The sequence below is a fragment of the Actinomyces urogenitalis DSM 15434 genome (assembly GCF_000159035.1).
Lineage (GTDB): Bacteria > Actinomycetota > Actinomycetes > Actinomycetales > Actinomycetaceae > Actinomyces > Actinomyces urogenitalis.
Window position 1 is genome coordinate 842,049 of sequence record NZ_DS999574.1, and the last position, 23,078, is coordinate 865,126.

Sequence of the window (23,078 nt, forward strand, 5' to 3'; positions counted from 1 at the left end):
ACTAGCGCGCGCTATGGGGCAGCGAAAGACCTCAAGGGGTAGCGAGCGTCAGGAAGGGGTAGCGGCGAGCAGGTCTGCGAGCCAGGCCGCCTGCTCGCGCCACTGGTAGGCCTCGCCGCCCTCGTGACCGTTGTACGGGTAGACCCGGATCTCGGCCACGGGACGGGGCGAGGTGACCGTGCCAGGCGCGGCGACGGCGTCGGCGAGCTCGCCCCACTTGTTGCGGGCGGCAAAGACGGTTGACGGCGGGCAGGTGGTGTCCATGAGGCCGGTGGAGAACAGAGCGGGGGCCTGTGCCCGGCGCGCCAGTGCGGCACCGTCGAAGTAGGACAGGGTTCGCATGACCTGCTCGGCCTCGTCGCGGTGAGTGTGCAGGAGGCGCACGACCTCCGGGTAGGGGCCGGCGTCGGTCAGGCCGACCGCTCGCTGCAGGTGACACATGAAGGGGACGTCAGGCATGGCGGCGATGACACGGTGGTTGAGCGCCGCAGCTGCGATCGTCATGCCGCCGCCCTGGGAGACGCCGGTGACGGTGATCCTGCTGGCGTCGACCTGGGGGAGCGTCGCGGCTGCCTCGACGGCGTGGTGCGCGTCAGTGAACAGGCGGTGCCACAGGTAGCCCTCGGGGTCCTGGATGCCTCGGGTGACGAAGCCGGGGACCATGGGGCCGTTGCCATGGGGGTCGGGCGTCTGGCCGCCTGAGCCCCAGTGGCCTCCCTCGCCGCGCGTGTCCATGACCAGGTGGGCGTAGCCGGCGCTCGCCCAGCGCAGGTGCTCAAAGGAGAAGCCCCGGCCGCCGCCCATGCCGAGGAACTCGACGACGGCGGGCAAGGGACCCTGGGTATCGGCAGGCGTAATGAGCCAGGCCTTGATCGGATCATTTGCGTAGCCGCCAAAGGTGACGTCGTGGATGACGACGGTGCACAGCGCCGAGTCGACCGGCACCGCCGTCACGCTGGCGGGGTCGAACGCGTTGTCTGCCAGGGTGGTGGCCCAGAAGTCGTCAAGGTCTGTCGGCTCTGAGATGGCGGGGGAGTAGGACTCCAGCTCCTGCAGTGGCAGGTCAAAGAAGGCCATGGTGGAAGGGTTCCAATCGGGGTGGATCCAGTCCGGCTTGGCAGGGGTCGCCGAACGGAGCGGCACGGGACGTCAGTGTCGCCGGCAGGAGCCTACGGCCGTCGGGGTAGGGAGGCCTCGAAGGCGCGAAGGAGAACTTGACCGAGCGAAAGTGAACGTTCACAATTGGAGTGTCCGGCATCGGTCGGACCCGCCGCAGCGCTTTGCGGAGCCCAGCGATGTGCCCGCCTCGCCTCTGCGACGCAACGCCTTCCCGGCGCGAGCCGGACCACACCACGATCAGTCACCAGGAGCGAGACGCGATGGCTACAGCACTGCCCAACCCCTTTGACGGCAAGGAGATCTGGTTCCTGACCGGTTCTCAGGACCTGTACGGCGAGGCGACCCTCGCCCAGGTCGCCGACCAGTCCCAGCAGGTGGCCCGATGGCTCGACGAGGCCGAGTCGATTCCGGTCAAGATCGTGTGGAAGCCGGTCCTGAAGGACCGCGACTCCATCCGCACGGCCATGCTGGAGGCCAACGCGGACGAGTCCTGCATCGGCATCATCGCCTGGATGCACACCTTCTCGCCCGCCAAGATGTGGATCCTCGGTATCGACGCCCTGGCCAAGCCGCTCCTGCAGCTGCACACCCAGTACTCCGCCGCCATGCCGTGGGACACCATCGACATGGACTACATGAACCTCAACCAGGCCGCCCACGGAGACCGCGAGTTCGGCTACATCCTCTCGCGCCTGGGTCAGCCGAGGAAGGTCGTCGTCGGCCACGCCACCCAGCCCGCCACCCAGGCCAAGATCGGCACCTGGGTCCGCGCGGCCGCCGGCTGGGACGCCCTGCACCACACCCGCCTGGTGCGTTTCGGGGACAACATGCGCAACGTCGCCGTCACCGAGGGTGACAAGACCGAGGCGGAGCTGCGCCTGGGCGTCTCGGTCAACACCTGGGGCGTCAATGATCTGGTCGCCGTCGTCGACGCCGTCAGCGAGGCCGAGGTTGACGAGCTGATCGCCGAGTACCAGGAGGCCTACGAGATCGTCCCCGAGCTCCTGCCCGGCGGCGAGCGTCACGAGTCCCTGCGCTACGGTGCCTGTATCGAGGCTGGCATGCGTCGCTTCCTCCAGGAGCACGGCGCGGCCGCCTTCACCACGAACTTCGAGGACCTCGGCGGTCTGCGCCAGCTGCCGGGCCTGGCCGTCCAGCGCCTCATGGCTGCCGGCTACGGCTTCGGAGCGGAGGGTGACTGGAAGACAGCCATCCTCGTGCGCGCGGCCAAGGTCATGGGTTACGGCCTGCCCGGTGGCGCCTCCCTCATGGAGGACTACTGCTACGAGATGCGTGAGGGCAAGGAGAAGATCCTGGGCGCTCACATGCTCGAGGTCTGCCCGTCGCTGACCGAGTCCAAGCCCCGCCTTGAGATCCACCCGCTGGGCATCGGCGACCGTGAGGACCCGGTGCGCCTGGTCTTCGACGCCGACCGCGGTCCGGGCATCGTCGTCGCCATGTCTGACATGCGCGAGCGTTTCCGCCTGACTGCCAACGTCGTGGAGGTCGTCGGCCCCGACGAGCCGCTGCCCAAGCTTCCCGTGGCGCGCGCTGTGTGGGAGCCGGCTCCTGACTTCCACACCTCCACCGAGTGCTGGATGATGTCCGGTGCGGCTCACCACACGGTCATGTCCACCGCCACCACGCTGGAGACCTGGCAGGACCTGGCCGAGATCGCGCAGATGGAGCTGGCCGTCATTGATGAGTCGACGACGACGCGCAGCTTCACCCAGAACCTGCGCCTCAACCAGGTCTACTACCGCCTGAACCAGGCCTGAGCCGAGCGCGCTCCTCCCCGCGACCGCAAAAGCCACGACCGACCACCGTACTGACGCAAGTGCGGTGGTCGGTCGTGGCTTTCGCGGTCAGTCCATGGCGGCGACTGGGCTAGCCGACTGCGCTACTCGGTCGGGTGCGTGCCCACCACGATGTCTCGGATCCGCTCGGCTGGGATCTTCGGGCGTCGCTGGGCGTCTGCCAGGCCGTTGGCCTCCTGCATCGTGTCCGTGATCTGGGTGTAGCAGAAGCCGCAGAGCACCGGCGAGGCGTGCAGCGCCTCGAAGACCTCAGCCAGCCGCGCCTCAAAGTCCTCGGGGTCGGAGGCCGTTGTGTAGCCCCAGGAGGTAGCGCCGTCGTCCGTGACGTAGCGGATGCCGCCGAACTCGCTGACCATGACCGGCGCCTGCTCGGGCGCTGCGTGCCCCGAGGCCATCGTCTTGCGGCCGGAGGGGCCGAAGCCGTCGAGGACCTGGTCCAGGGCCTCGGCGCTGGCGTAGCGCTCGCGCACGGACACGTTGTTCGGGTCGTAGTCGTGGATCGTGATGATGTCCGAGCTCGTGTGCTCCCACCCGTCGTTGGAGATCACCGGGCGCGAGGGGTCCAGTGCGCGGGTGAGGTCACTGATCGCGCGAGAGAAGGCCTGCTGGTCCGCCCGGTTGCCGATGTGCTGGACGCCCCAGGACTCGTTGATCGGCACCCAGGTGACGATGCACGGGTGGGCCCGGTCGCGGCGCACCGCCGCGCTCCACTCGGCCACCAGACGCGGCAAGGACTGGATCGTGAACTCGTACGGCGCGGCGATCTCTCCCCAGATGAGCAGCCCCAGGCGGTCGGCCCAGTACAGGAAGCGAGGGTCCTCCACCTTCTGGTGGATACGGGCGGCGTTAAAGCCCAGCTCCTTGATCAGCGCCACCTCGTCCCGCAGCGCCTGGTCGCTGGGGGCAGCCAGGTGGGAGTCCGGCCAGAAACCCTGCTCCAGGACGCTGCGCACGTAGTAGGGACGGTCGTTGAGCAGGAAGCGGTCCTTCTCCACCCCCACACTGCGCAGGCCCAGGTAGCTCTCGATACGGTCGGCACTGGCCGGGCCTGCCGGCTCCAGCGTGACGATCGCGTCGATCAGCCTGGGGTGCTCGGGCGACCACAGCAGCTCCTCGTAGTGCTGGCCGTGGACCATCTCGCGCAGATCCACCGTGAGCCGGGCGGTGCTTGTAGCGGGAAGCCGGGTGCTGGCAGCCGCGAGCGGGCGTCCGTCCAGGCTCAGCTCGGCACGCAGAGTCGTGCCTGCTGGCGCCATGGCGCTCAGCGAGACCTCCAAGGTGACTGCGTCGCAGGCCCTCGATGGCGTCCAGGCGATCTCAGTGAGGTGAAGGGCGGGTACGGCCTCCAGCCAAACGGTCTGCCAGATACCGGTGGTGCGTGAGTACCAGATGCCGTGAGGCTCCTCCTGCCACTCCTGCTTGCCGCGCGGCTGGCCCACGTCCAGCGGCTCGTCCTCAGCGCGCACGACGACCAGCGCCTCACCCTGGGCGGGCAGGGCGTGCGTGACGTCGAGGGTGAAGGGGACGTGCCCGCCCTCATGGTCGCCCACGTGCTGACCCTGGACCCACACGCTGGCGCGGTAGTCTACGGCGCCGAAGTGCAGGAGCACACGCCCGGCCTCCCCCGCCTGCTCCCTCAGGCCAGCCAGCTCATGCGCCCCCAGGGTGCGCGAGTACCACACCACCGGGTGGTAAGACGTGTCCCCGATGCCGGACAGGGCACTCTCGGGAGGGAAGGGGACCGTGATCGTGCGGTCCGTGACCCCGGTGGCAGGAAAGCCCTGGCGCACCCCGGTGCGGGCGTCGTCGTAGGCGAAACCCCAGGGGCCGTTGAGGGAGAGCCACGAGGTACGGCGCAGCTGGGGGAAGGGGTGGCCCAGCGTGGGGTCCTCGTGAAGGGTGGTGGCAGTCATGAGTGTCCTCTCGGAGTAACGGAACAGGGCCTCAGCCTCGAGGCTCTGCGGCTGGATAGGACCCCGGCAACGAGCTGCGGTCCTCGCGGTCGGGAAGGCTGGAGAGCGAGGAGACCGCGGAGGACTCGCGGATCGCGAGGAGCGGTGCAACCTCAACAGTTTCAGGCTGGATTGAAGGACTCTTGAGCATCTCGGTGACGACTCTGACGAGCTCACCGGCCAGGGCTTGGGCCCCGCAGGACACGCTCGTGATCCCAGGGGAGGCGAAGGCGGCGGTCTCAGTGTCGCCCCGCCCAATGACGACGACGTCCTCGGGCAGACGAGCCCCTCGCCGCTGCAGCGTGGCTGCGGCTCCGGAGGCGACGGCGTCGTTGTGGCAGACGATCGCCTCCACGCGCGGCCCTTGATGAAGCAGCCTCGTGACAGCCTCAACGCCCCCGCGCACGCTATCGGGCTCGGTCAGACGAATCACGGCCTCCGGGGGGACGTCGATCCCTGCCGCACGCAGGCCCCGGGCGCAGGTCTCGGTCCATCGGTCGGCTGGCTCGCTGACGCCCAGCACCGCCGCGCGGGTGCATCCAAGCTGCTGGAGGTGCCCGGCGACCATCACGGTCTGGGCTGCCACTGGGCAGCTGATGCGGGACAGGTGGGCCGGCCCGTCCTCGGCCACGAGGACGACTCCCTCAGCCTGCTCGGCCTGCGTGGCCGGGTCGATGGCGCGAGGCAGCAGGATGAGTGCGTCGCACTGACGCCGCCACGATCCCGCTAGCAGTGCTAGCTCCCGCTCCCGCTCCCCACCGGTCAGCTCCAGGACGACCCTCATATCGCCAGCCGTGCGCATGAGCTGGGAGGCGAGGTCCGCGAAGATCGGCTGCTGCAAGGTGGGAATGGCCAGGGCGACGGCGCCGTGACGGCCCGAGCGCAGAGCGGCCGCGCCGGAGTTGACCCGGTAGCCCAGCCGCGTGGCGGTCTCGAGCACGCGTTGGCGGGTGCTCTGTGAAGCGCCACCGGCACCGCGCAGCACGTTGGAGACCGTCTTGGTGGAGACTCCGGCGGCCTGCGCGACCTCGTGCATCGTTACGCGTGTGCCCATAGGCCTCGACCTCCAATCGTGGAGTCGCGGGGCAGGAGCGTGACGTCCTCCACCATGGTGCGTGGGGGAAGCGCGGGATCGGCGAGGCGCTGGAGCAGAAGGTCGACGGCGTCGTCGGCATAGGAGCTCAGGCGCGGGGACACGGTGGTCAAGGAGGGGACGGAGAAGCGGGAGATCTCCAGGTTGTCGAAGCCAGTCACGGCGACCTCGTCCGGGACATGGACGCCCTGACGGTTGAGCTCGTGCAAGGCTCCGAGCGCCAGGCCGTCGTTGAACGCCAGGACAGCGTCGAAGCGGCGTCCCTGGTCAAGGAGATAGCGCACCGCTGCCGCTCCCTCGGGACGGCGCCACTCGTCTGAGGCGACGAGGAGACTCGGGTCAGGCTCCAGGCCCAGCTCGGCGGCTGCGCGGCGAAAGGCTTCGGAGCGTGCGCGGGCGGCACCGTGGCTGGGCGTGCCGGCCTCGGGCATACCGATCACGGCGATGCGCTCGCGGCCGAGTGCCAGCAGGTGGGCCAGGGCCAGTCGTACTCCGAGGTCGTTGCCCATGGTGACGCGGTCGACGTCGTCATGCTTGTTCTCTCCCAGGATGACGATCGGGCGCCGTCTAGCCTCAGTGCTCAGACGCTGTGGTCCCAGACCCTGCCAGTAGAGGATGACGCCGTCGAGCTCCACGTGGCGGTTGAGGAAGTCCTCCTCGGCCTCACCATGCTGTCCGGTCACGCCGAGGACCACGGACAGGTGGTGGCGGGCGGCGGTGGTGGCGATGCGGTCGGCGAGCTCAGCGAAGAAGGGCTGGCCCAGTTCCGGGACCGCCAGGCCGATCACCCCCGAGCGCCCGGTGCGGAGGTAGGTGGCGGCACGATCGGGGGAGTAGTCCAGGCGGGCCACCGCCTCCAGGACCTTGCGGCGAGTGGATTCGGAGACTCCAGGTTCATCGTTGACCACGCGCGAGACGGTCTTCGCTGACACGCCAGCGAGGGCGGCAACGTCGAGAATCTTGGAGGTCATGGCAGCAGTGTACTCACATGCATCGTGAATTGTGGGCGATGACATGTTCAACGATGTCATATGGGGTACATCCAGTGATTCGCTGATATTCCTTTCGAAATATCGAACTTTGGGGTCTCGTCTGGGCAAATCTGTTGACAACGATGAAGTGTTGCGAGAACCTTGCCCTGCCGCCAGGTGCAGGAGTCGTTCGCGCGCCGCTGGCGAGCTTGACGAACCCGGAGCTGAAGGAGGCCCTGATGGCTAAGGCACGTATTGCTGTTGACGCCTACCGCCCTATCGGACAGATCGACCGCCGCATGTACGGCGTCCTCGTGGAGCACATGGGTCGGTGTGTCTACACCGGCATCTTCGAGCCGGACCACCCCACCGCTGACGAGCACGGCCTGCGTCAGGACGTCATGGGGCTCGTGCGCGAGCTCGGCATCACGGTGGCCCGGTACCCCGGCGGCAACTTCGTGTCCAACTACCGCTGGGAGGATGGCATCGGCCCGGTGGCCGAGCGTCCCACCCGCCGCGAGCTGGCCTGGCACTCCACCGAGCCCAACTCCTTCGGGCTGGACGAGTTCATGGAGTGGTGCCGTCAGGCAGAGGTTGAGCCGATGATGGCGATCAACCTCGGCACCCGTGGCGAGGAGGACGCCGTCAATATCCTCGACTACACCAACGGTGAGCTTGGTACCCAGTACTCGGACATGCGCCGGGACAACGGCCACGCCGAGCCCTACAACGTGCGCATGTGGTGCCTGGGCAACGAGATGGACGGCCCCTGGCAGGTCGGCCACAAGAACGCCGAGGACTACGCCTACCTTGCTGGTTCCACCGCCCGCGCCATGAAGATGATGGACCAGGACCTGGAGCTCGTGGCCTGCGGCTCCTCGGCCTGGGAGATGCCCACCTTCGGCGACTGGGAGCGCACCATCCTCGACCTCAACTACGACGAGGTCGACTACATCTCCATGCACCGCTACGTCGACCCCGACGTCCAGGACCGCGCCAGCTTCCTGGCTGCCGGTTATGACATGGACCGCTTCATCGACGGCGTCATCGCCACCGCGGACGCCGTGGGTGCCAAGAAGCGCTCGGACAAGAAGATCAAGATCAGCGTCGACGAGTGGAACGTGTGGCGCCTGGCGGAGTGGAACTCCATGGAGCACGGCTTCGCCACCGATGACTGGCCCTTCGCCCCCAAGCGCATTGAGGACGTCTACACCGGTGCTGACGCCCTGGCTCTGGGCGGCATGCTCATCTCCCTGCTGCGCCACGCCGACCGCGTCAAGGCGGCGTGCATCGCCCAGCTCGTCAACGTCATCGCCCCGATTATGACGGAGAAGGGCGGACGGGCCTGGCGCCAGACCACCTTCTACCCCTTCTCCATCGGCTCGCGGATCGCTCGCGGCACGGCCTATGACGCCGTCGTCGAGACCGCCCGCACCAGCACCGAGCGCTACGGCGAGGTCGACCAGCTCGACGCCGTCGTCACCTGGGACAAGGAGACCGGTACCGGCTCCCTGCTGGCCCTCAACCGCTCGCTGACTGAGCCGGTGGACCTCAGCGCCGCCCTCGCCAGCCTGGGCGTCAGCCGCGTCGTTAAGGCTCAGATCCTGGCACCTGAGGACCTGGACGCCGTCAACACGGCGGACAACCCTGACGCCGTCGCTCCCGTGCCCCACGCCGTGGAGCTGTCCGACGGCGTGCTCACCACCACGCTGCCTCCTGCCAGCTGGCTCGCAGTCGAGCTGGCCTGAGCGCCCGCTGCCTGGGGTCGTCAGCCGGTTGGCGGCCCCAGGCAGCGTCCCCACCCCCGACGAGCACCGGCCAGTCGCGCGCAAGAACGCTGCGCGACACACATCCTTATCAGCACTCATTGACGAGGAGGTCAATGATGAGTCAGCTCTGGGTCCCCGGCCGGGGAATGCCGAGCCGGCGCAGCTTCCTGACCGCTGCCATGCTCGGCGGCGCCGCTGTCGCGGGAGGAGGGCTGCTGTCGGGCTGCTCCAACGCCTCGGCGCAGGACCGTACCAAGGTCCAGTTGTGGCACCTGTTCACAGGAGGTGACGGTGGCGTCTTCCAGGAGATGATGAACACCGTCGGTTCCCAGAACCCTGGGATCGAGATTGATCCGGTGGTACTGACCTGGGGAGGCCCCTACTACACCAAGCTCGCGATGTCCTCGGTGGGTGGGCGCTCGCCAGACCTCGCCGTCATGCACGCAACGCGTGTGGTGGGCTACGCCCCCGGCGGTCTGCTTGACACCTGGGATCTGGACCGGCTCGCCGAGCACGGCATCACCCGGGACATGTTCTCCGACGCCTTGTGGGACAAGTGCTTCGTCAACGACAAGCAGTTCGCCGTTCCCCTGGACTTCCACGCCTTCCTCATGTTCTACAACACCGAGCTGTGCGAGCAGGCTGGGTTGCTGGACGCCAGCGGCAAGCCCAGTGGGCTGGACTCGCCCGAGGCCTTCTTGGAGGCCGGGCGCGCACTGGCGGCAGTCACCGGTGGGCAGGGCATCTCCTACGGCTACACCGGCGACGGCGCTCAGGTGTGCCGCATGTGGTGGGGCCTGTACTACCAGACCGGGGCGACGGCGACTCTCACCCCGGGTAAGAAGGCTGACCTGGACCGTGAGGCGGCTGTGGAGGTCACTCAGTTCATCGCTGACATGCTCGATGGTCAGATCGCCGATCCGGATATGGACTACGGCGGTGCCATCGCCTCCTTCTCGACGGGACGTACCGGAATCACCTTCATGGGTAACTGGGAGCTTCCCTCCTTCAAGAAGGCCGAGATCCCCTTTGACGTCATGACGATGCCGACCATCTTCGGCACGCCGGCGACCTTTGGCGACTGCCACACCTTCGTGCTGCCGCACCAGGACAAGGTGGATGAGACGCGCCGAGACGCCGCGTACGAGGTGGTTGCCGGGATGCTTAAGAACTCCCTTGACTGGGCTGGCGGTGGACACACTCCCGCCAACCTGGAGGTTACGGACTCGGCCGAGTACCAGGATCTGGTCCCGCAGTCTCACTACGCCAACGCCATGGACGAGGCGGTCTTCGAGCCGGCCTCCTGGTTCACCGGTTCCGGAGCTGACTTCCAGGCGCGCGTGGCTGAGGTCATGCAGTCGTGCTGGCTGTCCCACTCCCTGACGGCCGAGCAGGCCGTGGACGGTCTTATGGATCGCCTCGATGCCATGCTCGCCCAGAATCCGCCCGCCTGAGAGACGAGGAGCAACGCATCATGTCAGTCAGTACCTCCTCGCGCTCAGCGCGTCACGCTGAGGCTGCAAGGGCCTCTCAGTCCTCCGTCAAGCGGCTGGGCTCAGGCCTGCCTTTCCTCGTGCCCTTCCTCATCGTTGCGGCCCTCTTCCTTATCCTGCCGATCCTGTACGGGCTGTGGCTGTCCTTCACCGAGCAGTCCCTCATGGGTAACGGTGGATGGGTCGGCCTGGACAACTACGTCGAGGCCTTCGGGGACGCCACCATGTGGCAGACCCTGGGGCACACCGTGGCCTTCACCGTCATGAGCACCATCCCGCTGGTCCTCATCGCCTTGGTCATGGCCCTCCTGGTCTACATCGGTATCCCCGGCCAGTGGTTCTGGCGCCTGGCCTTCTTCGCTCCCTACCTGCTGCCGGTGGCCGTCGTGGTTCAGGTGTGGACCTGGCTGTTCAACTCTGACGTCGGTTTCATCAACTACTGGATCGAGCAGATGGGCCTGGACAAGGTCGGCTGGCTCACGGATGTCGACGTCGCCATGTGGTCCATGGTCATCCTCACCGTGTGGTGGACCGTGGGCTTCAACTTCCTGCTGTACCTGTCCAGTCTCCAGGCCATCCCGGACCTGCTCTACGAGGCCGCCGAGGTCGACGGCGCAGGATTCTGGCGCAAGCTGTGGTCGGTGACCCTGCCTCAGCTGCGCGGGACCACGGTGCTCGTGGCCACGCTGCAGGTGATCGCGTCGCTGAAGATCTTCGACCAGATGTTCATCGCCTTCAACGGCGGCTCCGGGCCTGAGGGCTCGACCCGCCCGATCCTCCAGTACATCTATGACACCGGCTTCACGAACTATCGGATGGGTTATGCCTCGGCGATGTCCTACATCTTCTTCGCCGTCGTCATCGTCATCACGGTGGTCTTCCAGATGGTGACCCGTTCGCGGAAGGGCAAGAACAATGAGCGCTGAGACGATCTCCACCTCCGCATCGACCCACCCCTGGCTCGCCCAGATGGCTCGCTCCCGGGCGGAGCGTCGGGCTGAGACACGTCGTACCCGAGGGCTCCTGCTCGGGCAGTCCAAGGTGGCCAGGGTGGTGGCCTTCGCCATCCTCGCCTTCCTGGCCGCCAGCTGGCTGCTGCCGCTGGCCTGGGCGATTGACACCTCGCTCAAGACCGAGAACCAGGCGCAGTCCCTGCCGCTGAGGTGGTTCCCCGAAGGCGGGTTCACCCTGGAGAACTACCGCGTGGTCTTCGAACGCGGTGAGGTCTTTACCTGGATGGGTAACACCTTCCTCATCGCGGCTGCGGTCACGGTGCTGACGGTCATCATCTGCGCCCTGGCCGGATATGCCTTCTCCCGGACGGTCTTCGCCGGTCGGCGAGTGCTGTTCCTGCTGACCATCGCGCTGATCATGGTGCCGGGCCAGATCCTCATCGTCCCCCTGTTCAAGGAGATGGACGCCCTCAACCTGGTGGACACCTTTGCTGGTGTCATCCTGCCCCAGACCATCGCTCCGATGATGGTCTACATCTTCAAGCAGTACTTTGACCAGGTGCCCCAGGAGGTCGAGGACGCTGCCCGGGTGGATGGTGCTGGCAACTGGCGCCTGTTCTGGAACGTCATCCTGCCGATTTCACGGCCCATCGTGACGGCGGTAGCGATCTTCGTGTTCATCGGAGCATGGAACAACTTCATGTGGCCCTTCATCGTCACCAACAACCCTGACCTCATGACCCTGCCGGTCGGGTTGTCCACGGTGAAGAACGCCTACGGCATCATCTATGCCCAGACCATGGCCTCGGCCATGATCGCGGCGCTGCCGCTGACCCTGTTGTTCATGGTCTTCCAGCGCCAGATCATCAAGGCTGTGGCAACCACGGGCTTGGGTGGCCAGTAGGCCCAGCCCATGAGGGCGGGGGCTCATGCCTGGTGCCGGTGCCTGCGGGCAGGCTCCGGCACCAGCCCATGAGCCCTCGCCCTCGTCGCGCAGACTAGGATCGTGAGCGTTCACGCGACGTCGCGAGACCCCATACCGACCCGGCGCCTGGCGCCATTCCACTGCTAGCGAGGAGCAGCATGATCAACGGAGAGCTCATCGACCTGGTTGCCGACCCCTACGAGGCTCGCATTGCTACCTCGGGCGCCACGCTCGTCCACCTACGCCGCGAGGGTCGAGACGTCGTCGTCCCCTTCGATGCCGAGCGGACTCTTCCTGCCGCGTGGCAGGGCAAGACTCTGGTGCCCTGGCCCAACCGCATCAAGGACTCCACCTACACCTACGCCGGCGCAGACTTCCTTGTCCCGTGCAACGAGCCTGACACCGGCTCGGCGCTGCACGGGCTCGTGGGGTGGTGTGACTTCCAGGTGGCCTCGGAGACTGGCGAGGATGACGCCGCTGGGCCGCGTAGCGAGGTCACGCTGGAGCTGACGCTCATGCCCTCCTACGTCTACCCCTGGGCCCTGGAGGTCACGGTCTGCTTCGCCCTGGACGCCGAGCGGGGCCTGACAGTCACCACGACGTCAACGAACCTTGGTGCCGCTGCCGCACCGGCGGCCAACGTGGCCGGAGCACCGGAGGTCGACGGCGTGCTCGCACCCGCCCCCTACGGCGTCTCCTGCCACCCCTACCTCACCCGTGGCGTCGCGCTGGATAAGTGCGTGCTGACGGTTCCGGCCGAGCGGGTCCTGGATGTGGAGCCGGACACGATGGCACCGGCCGGCGAGCGCGAGATCGCGGGAACCGACTGGGACTGGCGTGAGGGGCGTCTCGTGGGACAGACCTCCACGGACAATGCCTACACCGGCCTTCCTGACGGCCAGTGGCAGGTGCGCCTGACGGGCGGTGAGGGCGGACATACCGCCGTCATGAGTTCTGACGTGCCGTGGGTGCAGATCTATTCGGGCGAGCACCTGGGACGGTGTGGAGTCGCGGTCGAGCCCATGACCTGCCCGCCCAACGCCTTCAACTCGGGTACGGACCTGGTGACGCTGGAGGTGGGCCAGTCCCACGAGTTCACCTACCGCCTCTTCGAGGAGGACTGAGGCGGGCGCAGCCTCACTGAGACAGACCTGTTGCGGGCCACCGAGCTGCTTCGGCTCGGTGGCTCGCGGTCTGTCTACGCGGTACCGCCCGGGCTGGGCGGGGAAAGGCGCGAACACGTGCGGTGGTAAAGGGTGCTGCGCCACGAATAAGTAGTATCGTCATACTAACGGCGTTTCGGCAAGGAAGCGGAACGGCTGACATACGAGCTCCACAAGGAAGCGGAGAAGCACGATGACGGATGTGACGGTCGCGGTACTCGGACTGGGGGCCATGGGGCTGCCGATGGCCACGCACCTGGCTCAGGACTTTTCGGTCAAGGCCTTTGACCCCTTCCAAGCGCGTCGCGACCTGGCGCAGGAGGCCGGCGCACAGGCCTGCGTGAGCGCCGCGGAGGCCTCCAAGGACGTTGACGTGGCGGTCATCGCCGTTCGTTCCGCGCCCCAGGTTGAGGCGGTCCTCTTCGGAACGGATGGCGCCGCTAAGGCCCTGAAGCAGGGCAGCGTCGTCGTCGTGACCTCGACGGTCGGTGCCGAGTGCGTCCTGGACATGGAGACTCGGCTGGCTGCCCTCGGTGTCGGGCTGGTGGACGCCCCTGTGTCCGGCGGGGCGGTGCGAGCCGGCGACGGTGAGCTGCTCATCATGCTGGGAGGCAGTCAGGAGTCGCTCGCGGCGGCGCGTCCGGTGCTCCAGGCGCTGGGCTCTCACCTCGTGGACATGGGGGAGTGCGGCGCCGGTCAGAACATGAAGGCTGTCAACCAGCTCCTGTGCGGCATCCACACCGCCGCGGCCGCCGAGGCGCTGGCGATGGCCAAGACCTTAGGCCTGGACCCGATGCGCTGCATCGAGGTCATGGGTACCGGCGCCGCAGCCTCCTTCATGCTGGCTGACCGCGGTCCGCGCATGGTGGAGCAGATGGAGGGACGTACCCCTGAGCTGCGCTCGCGCCTGGACGTCATTCTCAAGGACATGGGCATCGTCGGAAGTCTTACCCGCGTGGCCCAGCTGCCAACGCCGGTGGCCAGCGCAGCGGAGAACCTCTACCGGGTGGCCAAGGCGGCCGGCCTGGAGGCGGAGGACGACTCCGCGCTCGCGGCCTACCTGCTGGGACAGGCTCGGGCCTGAGGGCGGGTGACGGTCCTGTCGGTGCCCGGATCGTGCCGTAGCCAGGGCAAGATAGGGCTATGACGGGAGCGAGACGATCTGGCGGCGGGCGTGGCACTCGTGAGCAGACGCCTGCCGGGACGACGTCGGCGTCTCACGGTCGTCGCCCCGGGATGATGGACGTGGCCCGGGCTGCGGGTGTCTCGCACCAGACGGTCTCTCGCGTTATCAACCGTCCTGACTCCGTCCGGCCGGAGACGCTGGCACGCGTGCAGGCCGCGATCAAGGAGCTGGGCTACCGGCCCAACCTCGCGGCGCGTGCGCTGGTGACTGACTCCACCCGGATGATCGGCGTGGTCACCACCGGTTCAGGGTTCCAAGGGCCGGCCTCCACCACCTCAGCCATCGAGGGGGCGGCCCGGGCCGCCGGGTACGCCTGCCTCGTTGCCTCTCTGCCAGAGGCGGACCGGGCCGGTCTGGAAGGGGTGCTGCGCTTCTTCGTCGCCCGGGGGGTTGACGCCGTCATTGCGGTGGCTTCCCAGCACTGGGCCGCAGACGCCCTACGCGAGATTGCGGCGGCGCTGCCCGTTGTCGTCGTTGCTGACGGCCTGGAGCCGACGGCGCGGATGCACGTGGTCTCAGTCGATCAGGACCTGGGTGCCCGGCTCGCCGTCGGCCACTTGCTGGAAACTGGCCGCGAGCAGGTGGTCCACCTGGCCGGGCCCCAGGACTGGTACGACGCCGAGGCGCGCGTGCGCGGATGGCGTGGGGCGCTGGAGGACGCAGGGCTGGCTGTGCCTGAGCTTCTGGTCGGTGACTGGAGCCCCGAGTGTGGCTACGCCCTGGGGCGGCGCCTGGCGGACGAGGGCCTCCCGCACGCCGTCTTCTGCGGCAACGACCTCATGGCGCTCGGACTGCTCGCGGCTCTGAGGGACGCGGGCGTCCAGGTGCCGGGGAGGGTTGCCGTAGTGGGATTTGATGACATCGAGGGCGCGGCGTTCCTGCGTCCGGCGCTGACCACCGTGCGCCAGCCTTTTGACGAGCTGGGCCGAGTCTGCCTGGAGGTGGCGCTCAGGGCTCTCGACGGCGAGGCTGGCTCCGCGCACTCGATCGCACCTCAGCTGCAGGTGCGTGCCTCGAGCGGGCGCTGAGGTAGCCGGTCGGGCTCAGCTGGTACGCGCCGTCGAGCGCGGCGGCGCCGTTGAGGCGCGCACGACCAGCGAGGTGGGGATGAGTTGGGTAGCGGTGTCGGACTCGTCAGTGGCGATCATCGTGGCCAGGCGCGTGATACAGGCACGTCCCATCTCGGTGAAGTCCTGGTGCACGGTTGTCAGAGGTGGAGTGACGTCACCGGCCAGGGGGATGTCATCGAAGCCGACGACGGACAGGTCTCCGGGCACGCTGCGCCCGGCGTCCTGGGCTGCGTGCATGAGCCCGATGGCCATCTCGTCGTTGGCACAGAAGACGGCTGTGCAACCTGGGTCCTCCAGGAGGCTCGCGGCCCCGCGGTAGCCGGACAGCGACGTCCAGTCTCCGTAGACCGCGGGCGGGACCTGGAGGTTGTGGCTGAGCAGGACCTGGTGCCAGGAGGCCTCGCGCTGACGCGCGATGGAGGAGGTGAGCGGGCCGGCGAGGTGGTGCACAGTGGCGTGGCCGAGCTCGATCAGGTGCTCGACCCCCAGCCGGGCTCCTTCGGTCTGGTTCGTGTCGATCCGAGCGTGGCCGGGCACGACGGTGGAGTCAAGGACCACCAGCGGCAGTGTGCGGGGAAGGCGGTAGGAGGGGCCGTCGTCGGGGATGGAGTCGATGACGAGGACGAGGCCGTCCACCGCCATCTCCTGCAGGCGCGTGAAAGCGCTGGAAACGGAGGCTGAGGTACGTGAGCGCTCGGTGACGAGAGTGACGGTGTACCCCAGCGCCGTGGCGGCGTCGGAGATCGCGGCGAGGGTGGCCACGTTCCCGGTCTTGGTCAGGTCGAACATGACCACACCGATGGAGCGGAAGCTGCCGCGCTTGAGCGCCCGGGCGGCGGCGTTGGGGCGGTAGCCCAGGGACCGCATCGCGCTGAGCACCCGCTCGCGCGTGGCTGGGGCCACGGCGCCGACCCCGTTGGTGACCCGGGACACTGTTTGCGTTGACACTCCAGCCCTCGCGGCGACGTCGGCCATGGATACCGCGCGGTTGCGGCGGCTGGTCATTGTGGAGCCTCCCTGGTGAGGATATGTCGCTTTTCGCGGAGATTCGGGGTTGGGGAGCGCTTTGTGGCGCTGTCTTCGGCTTGTTGCCGACGGGTGAAGAACGTCCGGTACTCATCGTAGAAGGTTGCTCGTGGCTGTGTGACGAGTTACATTGTGAGCGTAAACAGTCTTCCCGCAAAAGAGTGAGGAGGCTGCCACCACCCCACATCTCAAGGAGGAGATGGACATGTCTCGACTTCTGACCCGTCGTTCGGTCCTCGTTGGTTCGCTCGCCGTTGCCGGCGCCGCCACTCTTGCCGCCTGTGGCGGCGGCGACTCCGGATCCGGTGGAGGAAGCGGCTCCTCTGGCAGCACGCTCAAGGTTTGGGCCTGGGATCCGGCCTTCAACATCTACGCCATGCAGGAGGCGGAGAAGATCTACCAGAAGGACCACCCGGACTTTAAGCTCGAGATCACCGAGATGGCCTGGGATGACGTCCAGCAGAAGCTGACCACGCTGGCGCAGTCCCAGGACTTCGACCAGCTGCCTGACATCTTCCTCATGCAGAACATGGCCACGCAGAAGAACATCGAGGGCTACCCCGACATCTTCTCCGACTACGAGAAGTCAGGCATTGACTTCAGCGAGTTCCCCGAGTCCGTGGTCAACTACTCCCTCTACGAGGACGTTCACTACGGCCTGCCCTTCGACGCCGGCACCTCGATCGGCGCCTGGCGCACCGACTTCCTCGAGCAGGCCGGGTACACCATCGACGACCTGACGGACATCACCTGGTCGAAGTTCATTGAGATCGGTAAGGAGGTCAAGGCCAAGGCTGGCAAGCCCATGCTCTCCAGCACGGCCGGTGCCTCCGACTTCATCATGGAGATGATCCAGTCTGCCGGGTCCTCGATCTTCACTGACTCCGGTGAGGTCAACATCGCCAACAACGAGGTCCTGCTCAAGGCCACCGAGATCTACAAGCAGCTGGTGGACGAGGGCCTGGTCATCGAGGTCAACTCCTGGGACGAGTACGTGGCCTCCTTCACCAGCGAGCAGGTGGTGGGCACGATCAACGGCGTGTGGATCTCCGGCTCCATCCAGACCGCCACCGAGCAGTCCGGCAAGTGGGCCGTGACCAACCTGCCCGCGATCGACGGCGTGGACGGGGCGACCAACTACAGCGCCAACGGTGGCTCGTCCTGGATCATCTCCTCCAACGCCAACTACGACCTGGCCGCTGACTTCCTGAAGTCGACCTTCGCCGGCTCCACCGAGCTCTACGACACGATCCTGTCCTCCTCCGGCGCGATCGCGAACTGGATTCCGGCCGGTAAGTCCGCCGTCTACAACGAGCCGGTGGAGTTCTACGGCGGCCAGACCGTCTACGCCGACGTCGTCGACTTCGGCAAGAAGGTTCCCTCGATCAACACCGGGGTCTACTACTACGAGGGCCGTGACGCGATCTCTGCGGCAGTGACCCAGATCGTGGGCGGGGCTGACCCCGCCGAGGCCCTGAAGTCTGCTGAGGAGACCACCAAGTTCGCCATGGGGTGAGTGGCGCGCTTCAGGGGCGGGGTGGGTACTCCGCCCCGCCCCTGAGGCGGTTCCCGTCCTCCGTGCGCCCAGCGCAACCGTCGTAGAAGAAACGGATTGTCAATGACGACAGCAGTCACGAGTCCGGCAACCGGGCTCAGGCGAGACAAGCACCCCCAGCCGGTCAAGGTTCGCGCCACGCGCTCTGAGCGCCGTCGCAACCTCACAGGCTGGGTTTTCATCATCCCGGCCGCGGCGCTCATCACCATCATGAGCTTCTGGCCGATGTTCCAGGCCTTCCTCCTGTCCCTGCAGACCGGGCGCGGCGCGCGTCTGAGTTACGCCGAGCCCCTGTGGAGCAACTACCAGCGTCTGCTCACTGATGAGACCTTCATCATGACGCTGAAGACCACCTTCATCTACCTCATCATCCAGGTCCCGATCATGCTCGGGCTGGCCCTGGTGCTGGCGGTCATCCTCAACGACCCCAAGCTGCGCTGGAAAGGGCTGTGGCGTACCGCGATCTTCCTGCCCTGCGCGGTGTCACTGGTGTCCTACTCGCTGGTTTTCCGCACGCTGTTCGCCAACGACGGCTTCATGAATGACATGCTCATGGGGCTGCACATCATTGACGACCCGATCAACTGGCTCGGGCAGGCCGGCACCGCCCGCATGGTCATCATCCTGGGACTGCTGTGGCGGTGGACCGGCTACAACATGGTCTTCTACCTCGCCGGCCTGCAGAACATCGACATGGCCACCATCGAGGCGGCCAAGATCGACGGCGCAAGCTCCTGGCAGGCCTTCTGGCACGTGATCGTCCCCCAACTCAAGCCCATGATCCTGCTGACCGCGATCATGTCCACCAACGGCACGCTCCAGCTCTTCGACGAGTCCTGGAACCTGACCAAGGGAGGCCCGGCGTACACCTCGATGTCGATGTCGCACTACCTGTACGAGCTCTCCTTCCTCAAGAGCCCGAACTTCGGGTACGCCTCCGCGATCTCCTACGTCATTCTCATCCTCGTCGCGGTCCTCGCGCTCATCCAGATGAAGGTTGGTGACAAGCGTGATGCGTAAGTCCTCACTGCGTCAGGTCCCCAAGTACGTCTTTCTCGTTGTGGCCTCGCTGGCCTCCGTCTTCCCGCTGTATTTCATGGTGGTCTCAGCGACCAACAGCTCGAACGAGGTGCTGTCCTCCAAGCTCACGCCGGGTAGCCACCTGTTCGACAACTTCGCCAAGATGCAGGAGCTGAGCAATGTCTACCCGGCGCTGGGTTACTCGGCGGCGATCGCCGTGCTCACCACGGTGCTCGCGCTCCTGGTGTGCTCCATCGCGGGCTACGGCTTTGAGATCTACCACTCCAAGGGCAAGGACGTCGTCATGGCGATCCTGCTGCTGGCGATGATGATCCCCTTCGCGGCAACGATGATCCCCCTGTTCCAGCTGTTCGGAAAGGTCGGGCTGGTCAACTCCCTGTGGGCGGTCATCCTGCCCACGGTGTCCACGCCCTTCCTCATCCTGCTCTTCCGCCAGGCCTCGCGATCCTTCCCGCACGAGGTCCTGGAGGCCGCGCGCCTTGACGGCCTGAGCGAGATCGCGATCTTCGCCCGCATCTACATGCCGACCATGAAGTCCACCTACGCCGCCGCGGCCGTGGTCACCTTCATGGCCGCGTGGAACAACTTCATGTGGCCCAAGATCATCCTGGTCAACGTCAAGTACCAGACCATGCCCATGCTGGTGTCCAACCTGGCGGCCGGCTACGTCACCGACTACGGCGTGCTCATGCTGGCGGTCCTCATCGCCTCCCTGCCGGCCGTCGTCGTCTTCCTGGCGCTTCAGCGCTCCTTCGCCAACGGAATCATGGGGGCAGTCAAGTGATGAACCGAGTCGTCGGCTACGAGCAGCTGTCTGACCCGACCTTCTTCGCTGAGCGGCGCCTTCCAGCGCACTCGGACCACCGCTGGTACGCCAGCCAGGCAGAGGTGGAGCGAGGCGAGTCGAGCTTCGAGACCTGCCTGGACGGGGTGTGGAAGCTGGCCTACAGCGCCAATCTGGCCACTGCGCCCGAGGGCTTCGAACGCGACGACGTTGACGTCACGATGTGGGATGACGCTCCGGTCCCGGCCCACATCCAGATGCTGGGATACGACCGCCCTCAGTACGCCAACACGCAGTACCCGTGGGACGGGCACGAGGCCCTTGAGCCTGGAGCGGCTCCGAGGGACTTCAACCCCGTTGCCAGCTACGTGCGTTCCTTCACCCTGGAACGAGGGTTGGAGGACGGCGAGCGGCTGGTGCTGCGGCTGGAGGGCGCGGAGTCCTGCGTCACCGTCTGGCTCAACGGCAGCTACGTGGGCTACAGCGAGGACTCCTTCACTCCCTCGGAGTTCGACCTCACGCCCTACCTGCGCGTGGGTGCCAACCGCCTGGCGCTGCGCGTGGTCAAGTGGTGCTCGGGCTCGTGGCTGGAGGACCAGGACTTCTACCGCTTCTCGGGCCTGTTCCGCTCGGTCTACCTACGCAGGCTTCCGGCTGCGCACCTGGCGGACCTGCGGACCTCAGTGCGCGTGGCCCCGGACCTGTCCACGGCGCGCGTGAGCGTGCGCACCGCCGTCGAGGGATCCGCTCGGGTCACTGCCCACCTTGAGGGGGTCGGTGAGCTGGAGAGTGACGAGGAAGGGACCCTGTCCATTGAGGTGGACCAGCCTCGGTTGTGGAGTGCCGAGGATCCTCAGCTCTACGACCTCACGCTGCGGGTCTGGGACGCCGAGGGCAGGCTGAGCGAGGTGGTCCCTCAGAAGGTCGGTCTGCGCCGCTTCGTGCTGGAGAACGGGGTCTTCACGATCAACGGCCAGCGGATCGTCTTCCGTGGCGTCAATCGTCACGAGTTCGGTGAGCAGGGGCGGGTGATGACCCGCGAGCGCACCGAGGCTGACCTCATTGCCCTCAAGCGCGCCAACGTCAACGCCATCCGCACCAGTCACTACCCGAACAACAGCTTCCTGTACGAGCTGTGTGACCGCTACGGCTTCTACGTCATTGACGAGACCAACCTGGAGACCCACTCGATGTGGGACCAGATCCTCCAGGGACAGCTGGAGCTGGCGGACTCGATCCCGGGGGACCAGCCTCAGTGGCTCGAGGCGGTGCTTGACCGTGCCCGCTCGATGTACGAGCGCGACAAGAACCACCCCAGCATCCTCATGTGGTCGTGCGGCAATGAGTCCTACGGGGGCGACGGCATCGCGGCGATGGCGGACCTCTTCCGGCAGCTCGACTCCCGGCCCGTGCACTACGAGGGCGTCCACTGGGACCCACGGCGTCCTGAGACCACTGACGTGGTCAGCCAGATGTACACCCCGGCCGCCACGGTGGAGCAGTTCCTGGCCACCAACCGCTCCAAGCCCATGATCCTGTGCGAGTACGCCCACGCCATGGGCAACTCCTTCGGCGCGGTGGACAAGTACATGGACCTGGCTGAGCGCGAGCCCTTGTTCCAGGGCGCGTTCATCTGGGACTTCGCCGACCAGGCGATCCGGCTGACTGCGCCCGATGGCACGGCCTACTGGGGCTACGGCGGGGACTGCGGGGAGGCGCCGCACGACGGCGACTTCTGCGGCAACGGCATCTTCTACGCCGACCACACGCCCTCACCCAAGATCCCTGAGGTGGCCCACGTCTACCAGGGGCTGTCAGCCGAGATCCACGGCAATCTGGTCACGGTGACGAACAGGTACCTGTTCACCGGCTCGCAGGCCTTCGAGTGCCGGGTGCGCCTGGCCCGCGAGGGAAGGGAGCTGGCCGAGGCCGTCCTGGACACTCAGGTACGTGCGGGCCACAGCGCCACGTATGAGCTGCCGCTGTCAGTGCCCGAGGATGCCGGTGAGTACACCATCACCGTCTCCTTCCGCCTGCGCCAGGACACCGCCTGGGCACTGGCGGGCCACGAGGTGGCCTGGGACCAGGCGGTGGTCGAGGTGGCGCCGGGCGGCTCGGCAGGTGCCGTTGCCGAGAGGGGGCGGGGCCCCCTCGTCGTCGACCAGCCGCGGTCCGGGGCGCTGACCCTGGTGGAGGGGGGACACAACGTCGGCGTGCACGCAGACGGGTTCGACGTCCTGTTCTCCCGGATTACCGGGGCGCTGACGTCCTACCGCTTCGGACGCAGTCGTGACGGAGGCCATGAGCTCCTCAACGCTCCGGTCACGCCCTGCTTCTGGCACGCTCCGACGGCCAACGAGCGTGGCTACTCCGGTCCCTTCGAGGAGGGGGCGTGGCTGCTGGCCTCGCGCTTCTCACGACCGGTGCGCCAGGGAGTGATCCCTGCGGTCAGCCGCCAGGATGACGCCGTCGAGGTGACCTTCGTCTACGAATTGGCGGGGCTTGCCGGGTCTACCTGCACGATGCGCTACCGGGTCGAGGCGGACGGCACGGTGGGGGTCACACAGGTCCTCGACCCGGTGGGCGAGGTCCCGGACCTGCCGGAGATGTCGACTCTCCTTCAGGTGCCGGGGACCCTGAGCACCCTGACCTGGTACGGCGAGGGGCCTGACGAGTGCTACGTCGACCGCCGTGGGGGAGCGCGCCTGGGTGTGTGGACCTCCGAGGTCAGCGAACAGCTGCCTGGCTACCTCACGCCACAGGAGTCTGGCTCTCACACCGGCGTGCGCTGGGCGCGAGTGACGGACGAGCGTGGCCGCGGGCTGGAGCTGCGCTGTGATCCTGGCTCGCCGATGGAGCTGTCCGCCTTGCCCTGGACGCCTTTCGAGATCGACAACGCCCGCCACCCGTGGGAGCTGCCGACGACGGGCCGCACCGTCCTGCGTCCGGCGCTTATGCGCCGGGGCGTGGGTGGGGACGACTCATGGGGATCTCGGACGCACCCGGAGTACCGCCTGCCCAGCGGCCCGCTTGAGTTCCGCTTCACGATGCGCGGGGTGATGTAGGCGTCTGGTCGCCGTTGTTGACGGAGAGGAGGTGGTCGTCGTCGGCTGTTGACGCACCGACGACGACCACCTCGTCTCCTACGGCCATGACCTGGC

17 protein-coding genes are annotated in these 23,078 nt (G+C 67.0%); 12 read left to right on the forward strand and 5 right to left on the reverse strand.

The genetic code is table 11. From position 1 onward, the window contains the following. Positions 1-48: 48 nt before the first annotated feature. Complete coding sequence (locus HMPREF0058_RS03625; RefSeq protein WP_006548330.1) at positions 49-1,077, reverse strand: acetylxylan esterase; 1,029 nt, start codon at positions 1,075-1,077, stop codon at positions 49-51. 302 nt (positions 1,078-1,379) lie between these two features. Here HMPREF0058_RS03625 and araA point away from each other — a divergent pair, with 302 nt between their 5' ends. After that, on the forward strand, positions 1,380-2,897 hold the full coding sequence (gene araA, locus HMPREF0058_RS03630; protein WP_180950862.1) for an L-arabinose isomerase: 1,518 nt from the start codon (positions 1,380-1,382) through the stop codon (positions 2,895-2,897). 122 nt (positions 2,898-3,019) lie between these two features. On the opposite strand, the gene HMPREF0058_RS03635 is transcribed toward araA, so the two are convergent. The 3 genes from HMPREF0058_RS03635 to HMPREF0058_RS03645 are packed head-to-tail and all read right to left on the reverse strand — an operon-like array spanning position 3,020 to position 6,952. Then, complete coding sequence (locus HMPREF0058_RS03635; RefSeq protein WP_006548332.1) at positions 3,020-4,849, reverse strand: glycoside hydrolase family 2 protein; 1,830 nt, start codon at positions 4,847-4,849, stop codon at positions 3,020-3,022. 31 nt (positions 4,850-4,880) lie between these two features. Beyond that, positions 4,881-5,942, reverse strand: a complete 1,062-nt coding sequence (locus HMPREF0058_RS03640; protein WP_006548333.1) for a LacI family DNA-binding transcriptional regulator — start codon at positions 5,940-5,942, stop codon at positions 4,881-4,883. Further along, positions 5,927-6,952 (reverse strand): LacI family DNA-binding transcriptional regulator, encoded by a 1,026-nt coding sequence (locus HMPREF0058_RS03645; protein WP_006548334.1) that lies wholly within the window; start codon positions 6,950-6,952, stop codon positions 5,927-5,929. The genes HMPREF0058_RS03640 and HMPREF0058_RS03645 overlap by 16 nt, the downstream gene beginning before the upstream one ends. Positions 6,953-7,191: 239 nt before the next feature. Between HMPREF0058_RS03645 and arfA the strand changes: the two genes are divergently transcribed. The 7 genes from arfA to HMPREF0058_RS03680 all read left to right on the forward strand — a co-directional run bounded on the left by arfA (position 7,192) and on the right by HMPREF0058_RS03680 (position 15,469). Then, complete coding sequence (gene arfA, locus HMPREF0058_RS03650) at positions 7,192-8,700, forward strand: arabinosylfuranosidase ArfA (RefSeq protein WP_024036161.1); 1,509 nt, start codon at positions 7,192-7,194, stop codon at positions 8,698-8,700. A 137-nt stretch (positions 8,701-8,837) separates the two neighbouring features. Continuing rightward, on the forward strand, positions 8,838-10,175 hold the full coding sequence (locus tag HMPREF0058_RS03655; RefSeq protein WP_040319679.1) for an extracellular solute-binding protein: 1,338 nt from the start codon (positions 8,838-8,840) through the stop codon (positions 10,173-10,175). A gap of 20 nt (positions 10,176-10,195) precedes the next feature. Next, the gene (locus HMPREF0058_RS03660; RefSeq protein WP_024034428.1) at positions 10,196-11,140 is read left to right on the forward strand and encodes a carbohydrate ABC transporter permease; all 945 of its coding nucleotides are present in this window, start codon (positions 10,196-10,198) and stop codon (positions 11,138-11,140) included. Then, positions 11,130-12,071, forward strand: coding sequence for a carbohydrate ABC transporter permease (locus tag HMPREF0058_RS03665; RefSeq protein WP_006548338.1), 942 nt, complete (start codon positions 11,130-11,132; stop codon positions 12,069-12,071). Before HMPREF0058_RS03660 ends, HMPREF0058_RS03665 begins: the two co-directional genes overlap by 11 nt. 179 nt (positions 12,072-12,250) lie before the next feature. Further along, positions 12,251-13,216 carry an aldose 1-epimerase family protein gene (locus tag HMPREF0058_RS03670; protein WP_006548339.1) on the forward strand — a complete coding sequence of 322 codons (966 nt, stop codon included), beginning with the start codon at positions 12,251-12,253 and terminating at the stop codon, positions 13,214-13,216. A gap of 232 nt (positions 13,217-13,448) precedes the next feature. Then, positions 13,449-14,339 (forward strand): NAD(P)-dependent oxidoreductase, encoded by an 891-nt coding sequence (locus HMPREF0058_RS03675; protein WP_006548340.1) that lies wholly within the window; start codon positions 13,449-13,451, stop codon positions 14,337-14,339. Between the two features lie 59 nt (positions 14,340-14,398). Continuing rightward, the gene (locus HMPREF0058_RS03680; RefSeq protein WP_081449147.1) at positions 14,399-15,469 is read left to right on the forward strand and encodes a LacI family DNA-binding transcriptional regulator; all 1,071 of its coding nucleotides are present in this window, start codon (positions 14,399-14,401) and stop codon (positions 15,467-15,469) included. 15 nt (positions 15,470-15,484) lie between these two features. On the opposite strand, the gene HMPREF0058_RS03685 is transcribed toward HMPREF0058_RS03680, so the two are convergent. Continuing rightward, positions 15,485-16,516 (reverse strand): LacI family DNA-binding transcriptional regulator, encoded by a 1,032-nt coding sequence (locus HMPREF0058_RS03685; RefSeq protein WP_006548342.1) that lies wholly within the window; start codon positions 16,514-16,516, stop codon positions 15,485-15,487. A 226-nt stretch (positions 16,517-16,742) separates the two neighbouring features. Here HMPREF0058_RS03685 and HMPREF0058_RS03690 point away from each other — a divergent pair, with 226 nt between their 5' ends. The 4 genes from HMPREF0058_RS03690 (at position 16,743) to lacZ (ending at position 22,982) form a co-directional block, all read left to right on the forward strand. Next, positions 16,743-18,053, forward strand: coding sequence for an ABC transporter substrate-binding protein (locus HMPREF0058_RS03690; RefSeq protein ID WP_034235232.1), 1,311 nt, complete (start codon positions 16,743-16,745; stop codon positions 18,051-18,053). A 102-nt stretch (positions 18,054-18,155) separates the two neighbouring features. Next, positions 18,156-19,112 carry a carbohydrate ABC transporter permease gene (locus HMPREF0058_RS03695; RefSeq protein WP_006548344.1) on the forward strand — a complete coding sequence of 319 codons (957 nt, stop codon included), beginning with the start codon at positions 18,156-18,158 and terminating at the stop codon, positions 19,110-19,112. Beyond that, positions 19,105-19,917, forward strand: coding sequence for a carbohydrate ABC transporter permease (locus tag HMPREF0058_RS03700; RefSeq protein WP_006548345.1), 813 nt, complete (start codon positions 19,105-19,107; stop codon positions 19,915-19,917). The genes HMPREF0058_RS03695 and HMPREF0058_RS03700 overlap by 8 nt, the downstream gene beginning before the upstream one ends. Then, on the forward strand, positions 19,917-22,982 hold the full coding sequence (gene lacZ, locus HMPREF0058_RS03705) for a beta-galactosidase, LacZ type (RefSeq protein WP_006548346.1): 3,066 nt from the start codon (positions 19,917-19,919) through the stop codon (positions 22,980-22,982). The genes HMPREF0058_RS03700 and lacZ overlap by 1 nt, the downstream gene beginning before the upstream one ends. Positions 22,983-23,078 lie beyond the last annotated feature (96 nt).

Bases quoted from the DNA above. Each gene is read 5' to 3' on its own strand.
- HMPREF0058_RS03675 (WP_006548340.1), top strand. From the start codon at position 13,449: ATGACGGATGTGACGGTCGCGGTACTCGGACTGGGGGCCATGGGGCTG.
- HMPREF0058_RS03645 (WP_006548334.1), bottom strand. From the start codon at position 6,952: ATGACCTCCAAGATTCTCGACGTTGCCGCCCTCGCTGGCGTGTCAGCG.
- HMPREF0058_RS03625 (WP_006548330.1), bottom strand. From the start codon at position 1,077: ATGGCCTTCTTTGACCTGCCACTGCAGGAGCTGGAGTCCTACTCCCCC.
- HMPREF0058_RS03680 (WP_081449147.1), top strand. From the start codon at position 14,399: ATGACGGGAGCGAGACGATCTGGCGGCGGGCGTGGCACTCGTGAGCAG.
- HMPREF0058_RS03660 (WP_024034428.1), top strand. From the start codon at position 10,196: ATGTCAGTCAGTACCTCCTCGCGCTCAGCGCGTCACGCTGAGGCTGCA.
- HMPREF0058_RS03700 (WP_006548345.1), top strand. From the start codon at position 19,105: ATGCGTAAGTCCTCACTGCGTCAGGTCCCCAAGTACGTCTTTCTCGTT.
- araA (WP_180950862.1), top strand. From the start codon at position 1,380: ATGGCTACAGCACTGCCCAACCCCTTTGACGGCAAGGAGATCTGGTTC.
- HMPREF0058_RS03640 (WP_006548333.1), bottom strand. From the start codon at position 5,942: ATGGGCACACGCGTAACGATGCACGAGGTCGCGCAGGCCGCCGGAGTC.
- HMPREF0058_RS03685 (WP_006548342.1), bottom strand. From the start codon at position 16,516: ATGACCAGCCGCCGCAACCGCGCGGTATCCATGGCCGACGTCGCCGCG.
- HMPREF0058_RS03635 (WP_006548332.1), bottom strand. From the start codon at position 4,849: ATGACTGCCACCACCCTTCACGAGGACCCCACGCTGGGCCACCCCTTC.
- arfA (WP_024036161.1), top strand. From the start codon at position 7,192: ATGGCTAAGGCACGTATTGCTGTTGACGCCTACCGCCCTATCGGACAG.
- lacZ (WP_006548346.1), top strand. From the start codon at position 19,917: ATGAACCGAGTCGTCGGCTACGAGCAGCTGTCTGACCCGACCTTCTTC.
- HMPREF0058_RS03655 (WP_040319679.1), top strand. From the start codon at position 8,838: ATGAGTCAGCTCTGGGTCCCCGGCCGGGGAATGCCGAGCCGGCGCAGC.
- HMPREF0058_RS03690 (WP_034235232.1), top strand. From the start codon at position 16,743: ATGTCTCGACTTCTGACCCGTCGTTCGGTCCTCGTTGGTTCGCTCGCC.
- HMPREF0058_RS03670 (WP_006548339.1), top strand. From the start codon at position 12,251: ATGATCAACGGAGAGCTCATCGACCTGGTTGCCGACCCCTACGAGGCT.
- HMPREF0058_RS03665 (WP_006548338.1), top strand. From the start codon at position 11,130: ATGAGCGCTGAGACGATCTCCACCTCCGCATCGACCCACCCCTGGCTC.
- HMPREF0058_RS03695 (WP_006548344.1), top strand. From the start codon at position 18,156: ATGACGACAGCAGTCACGAGTCCGGCAACCGGGCTCAGGCGAGACAAG.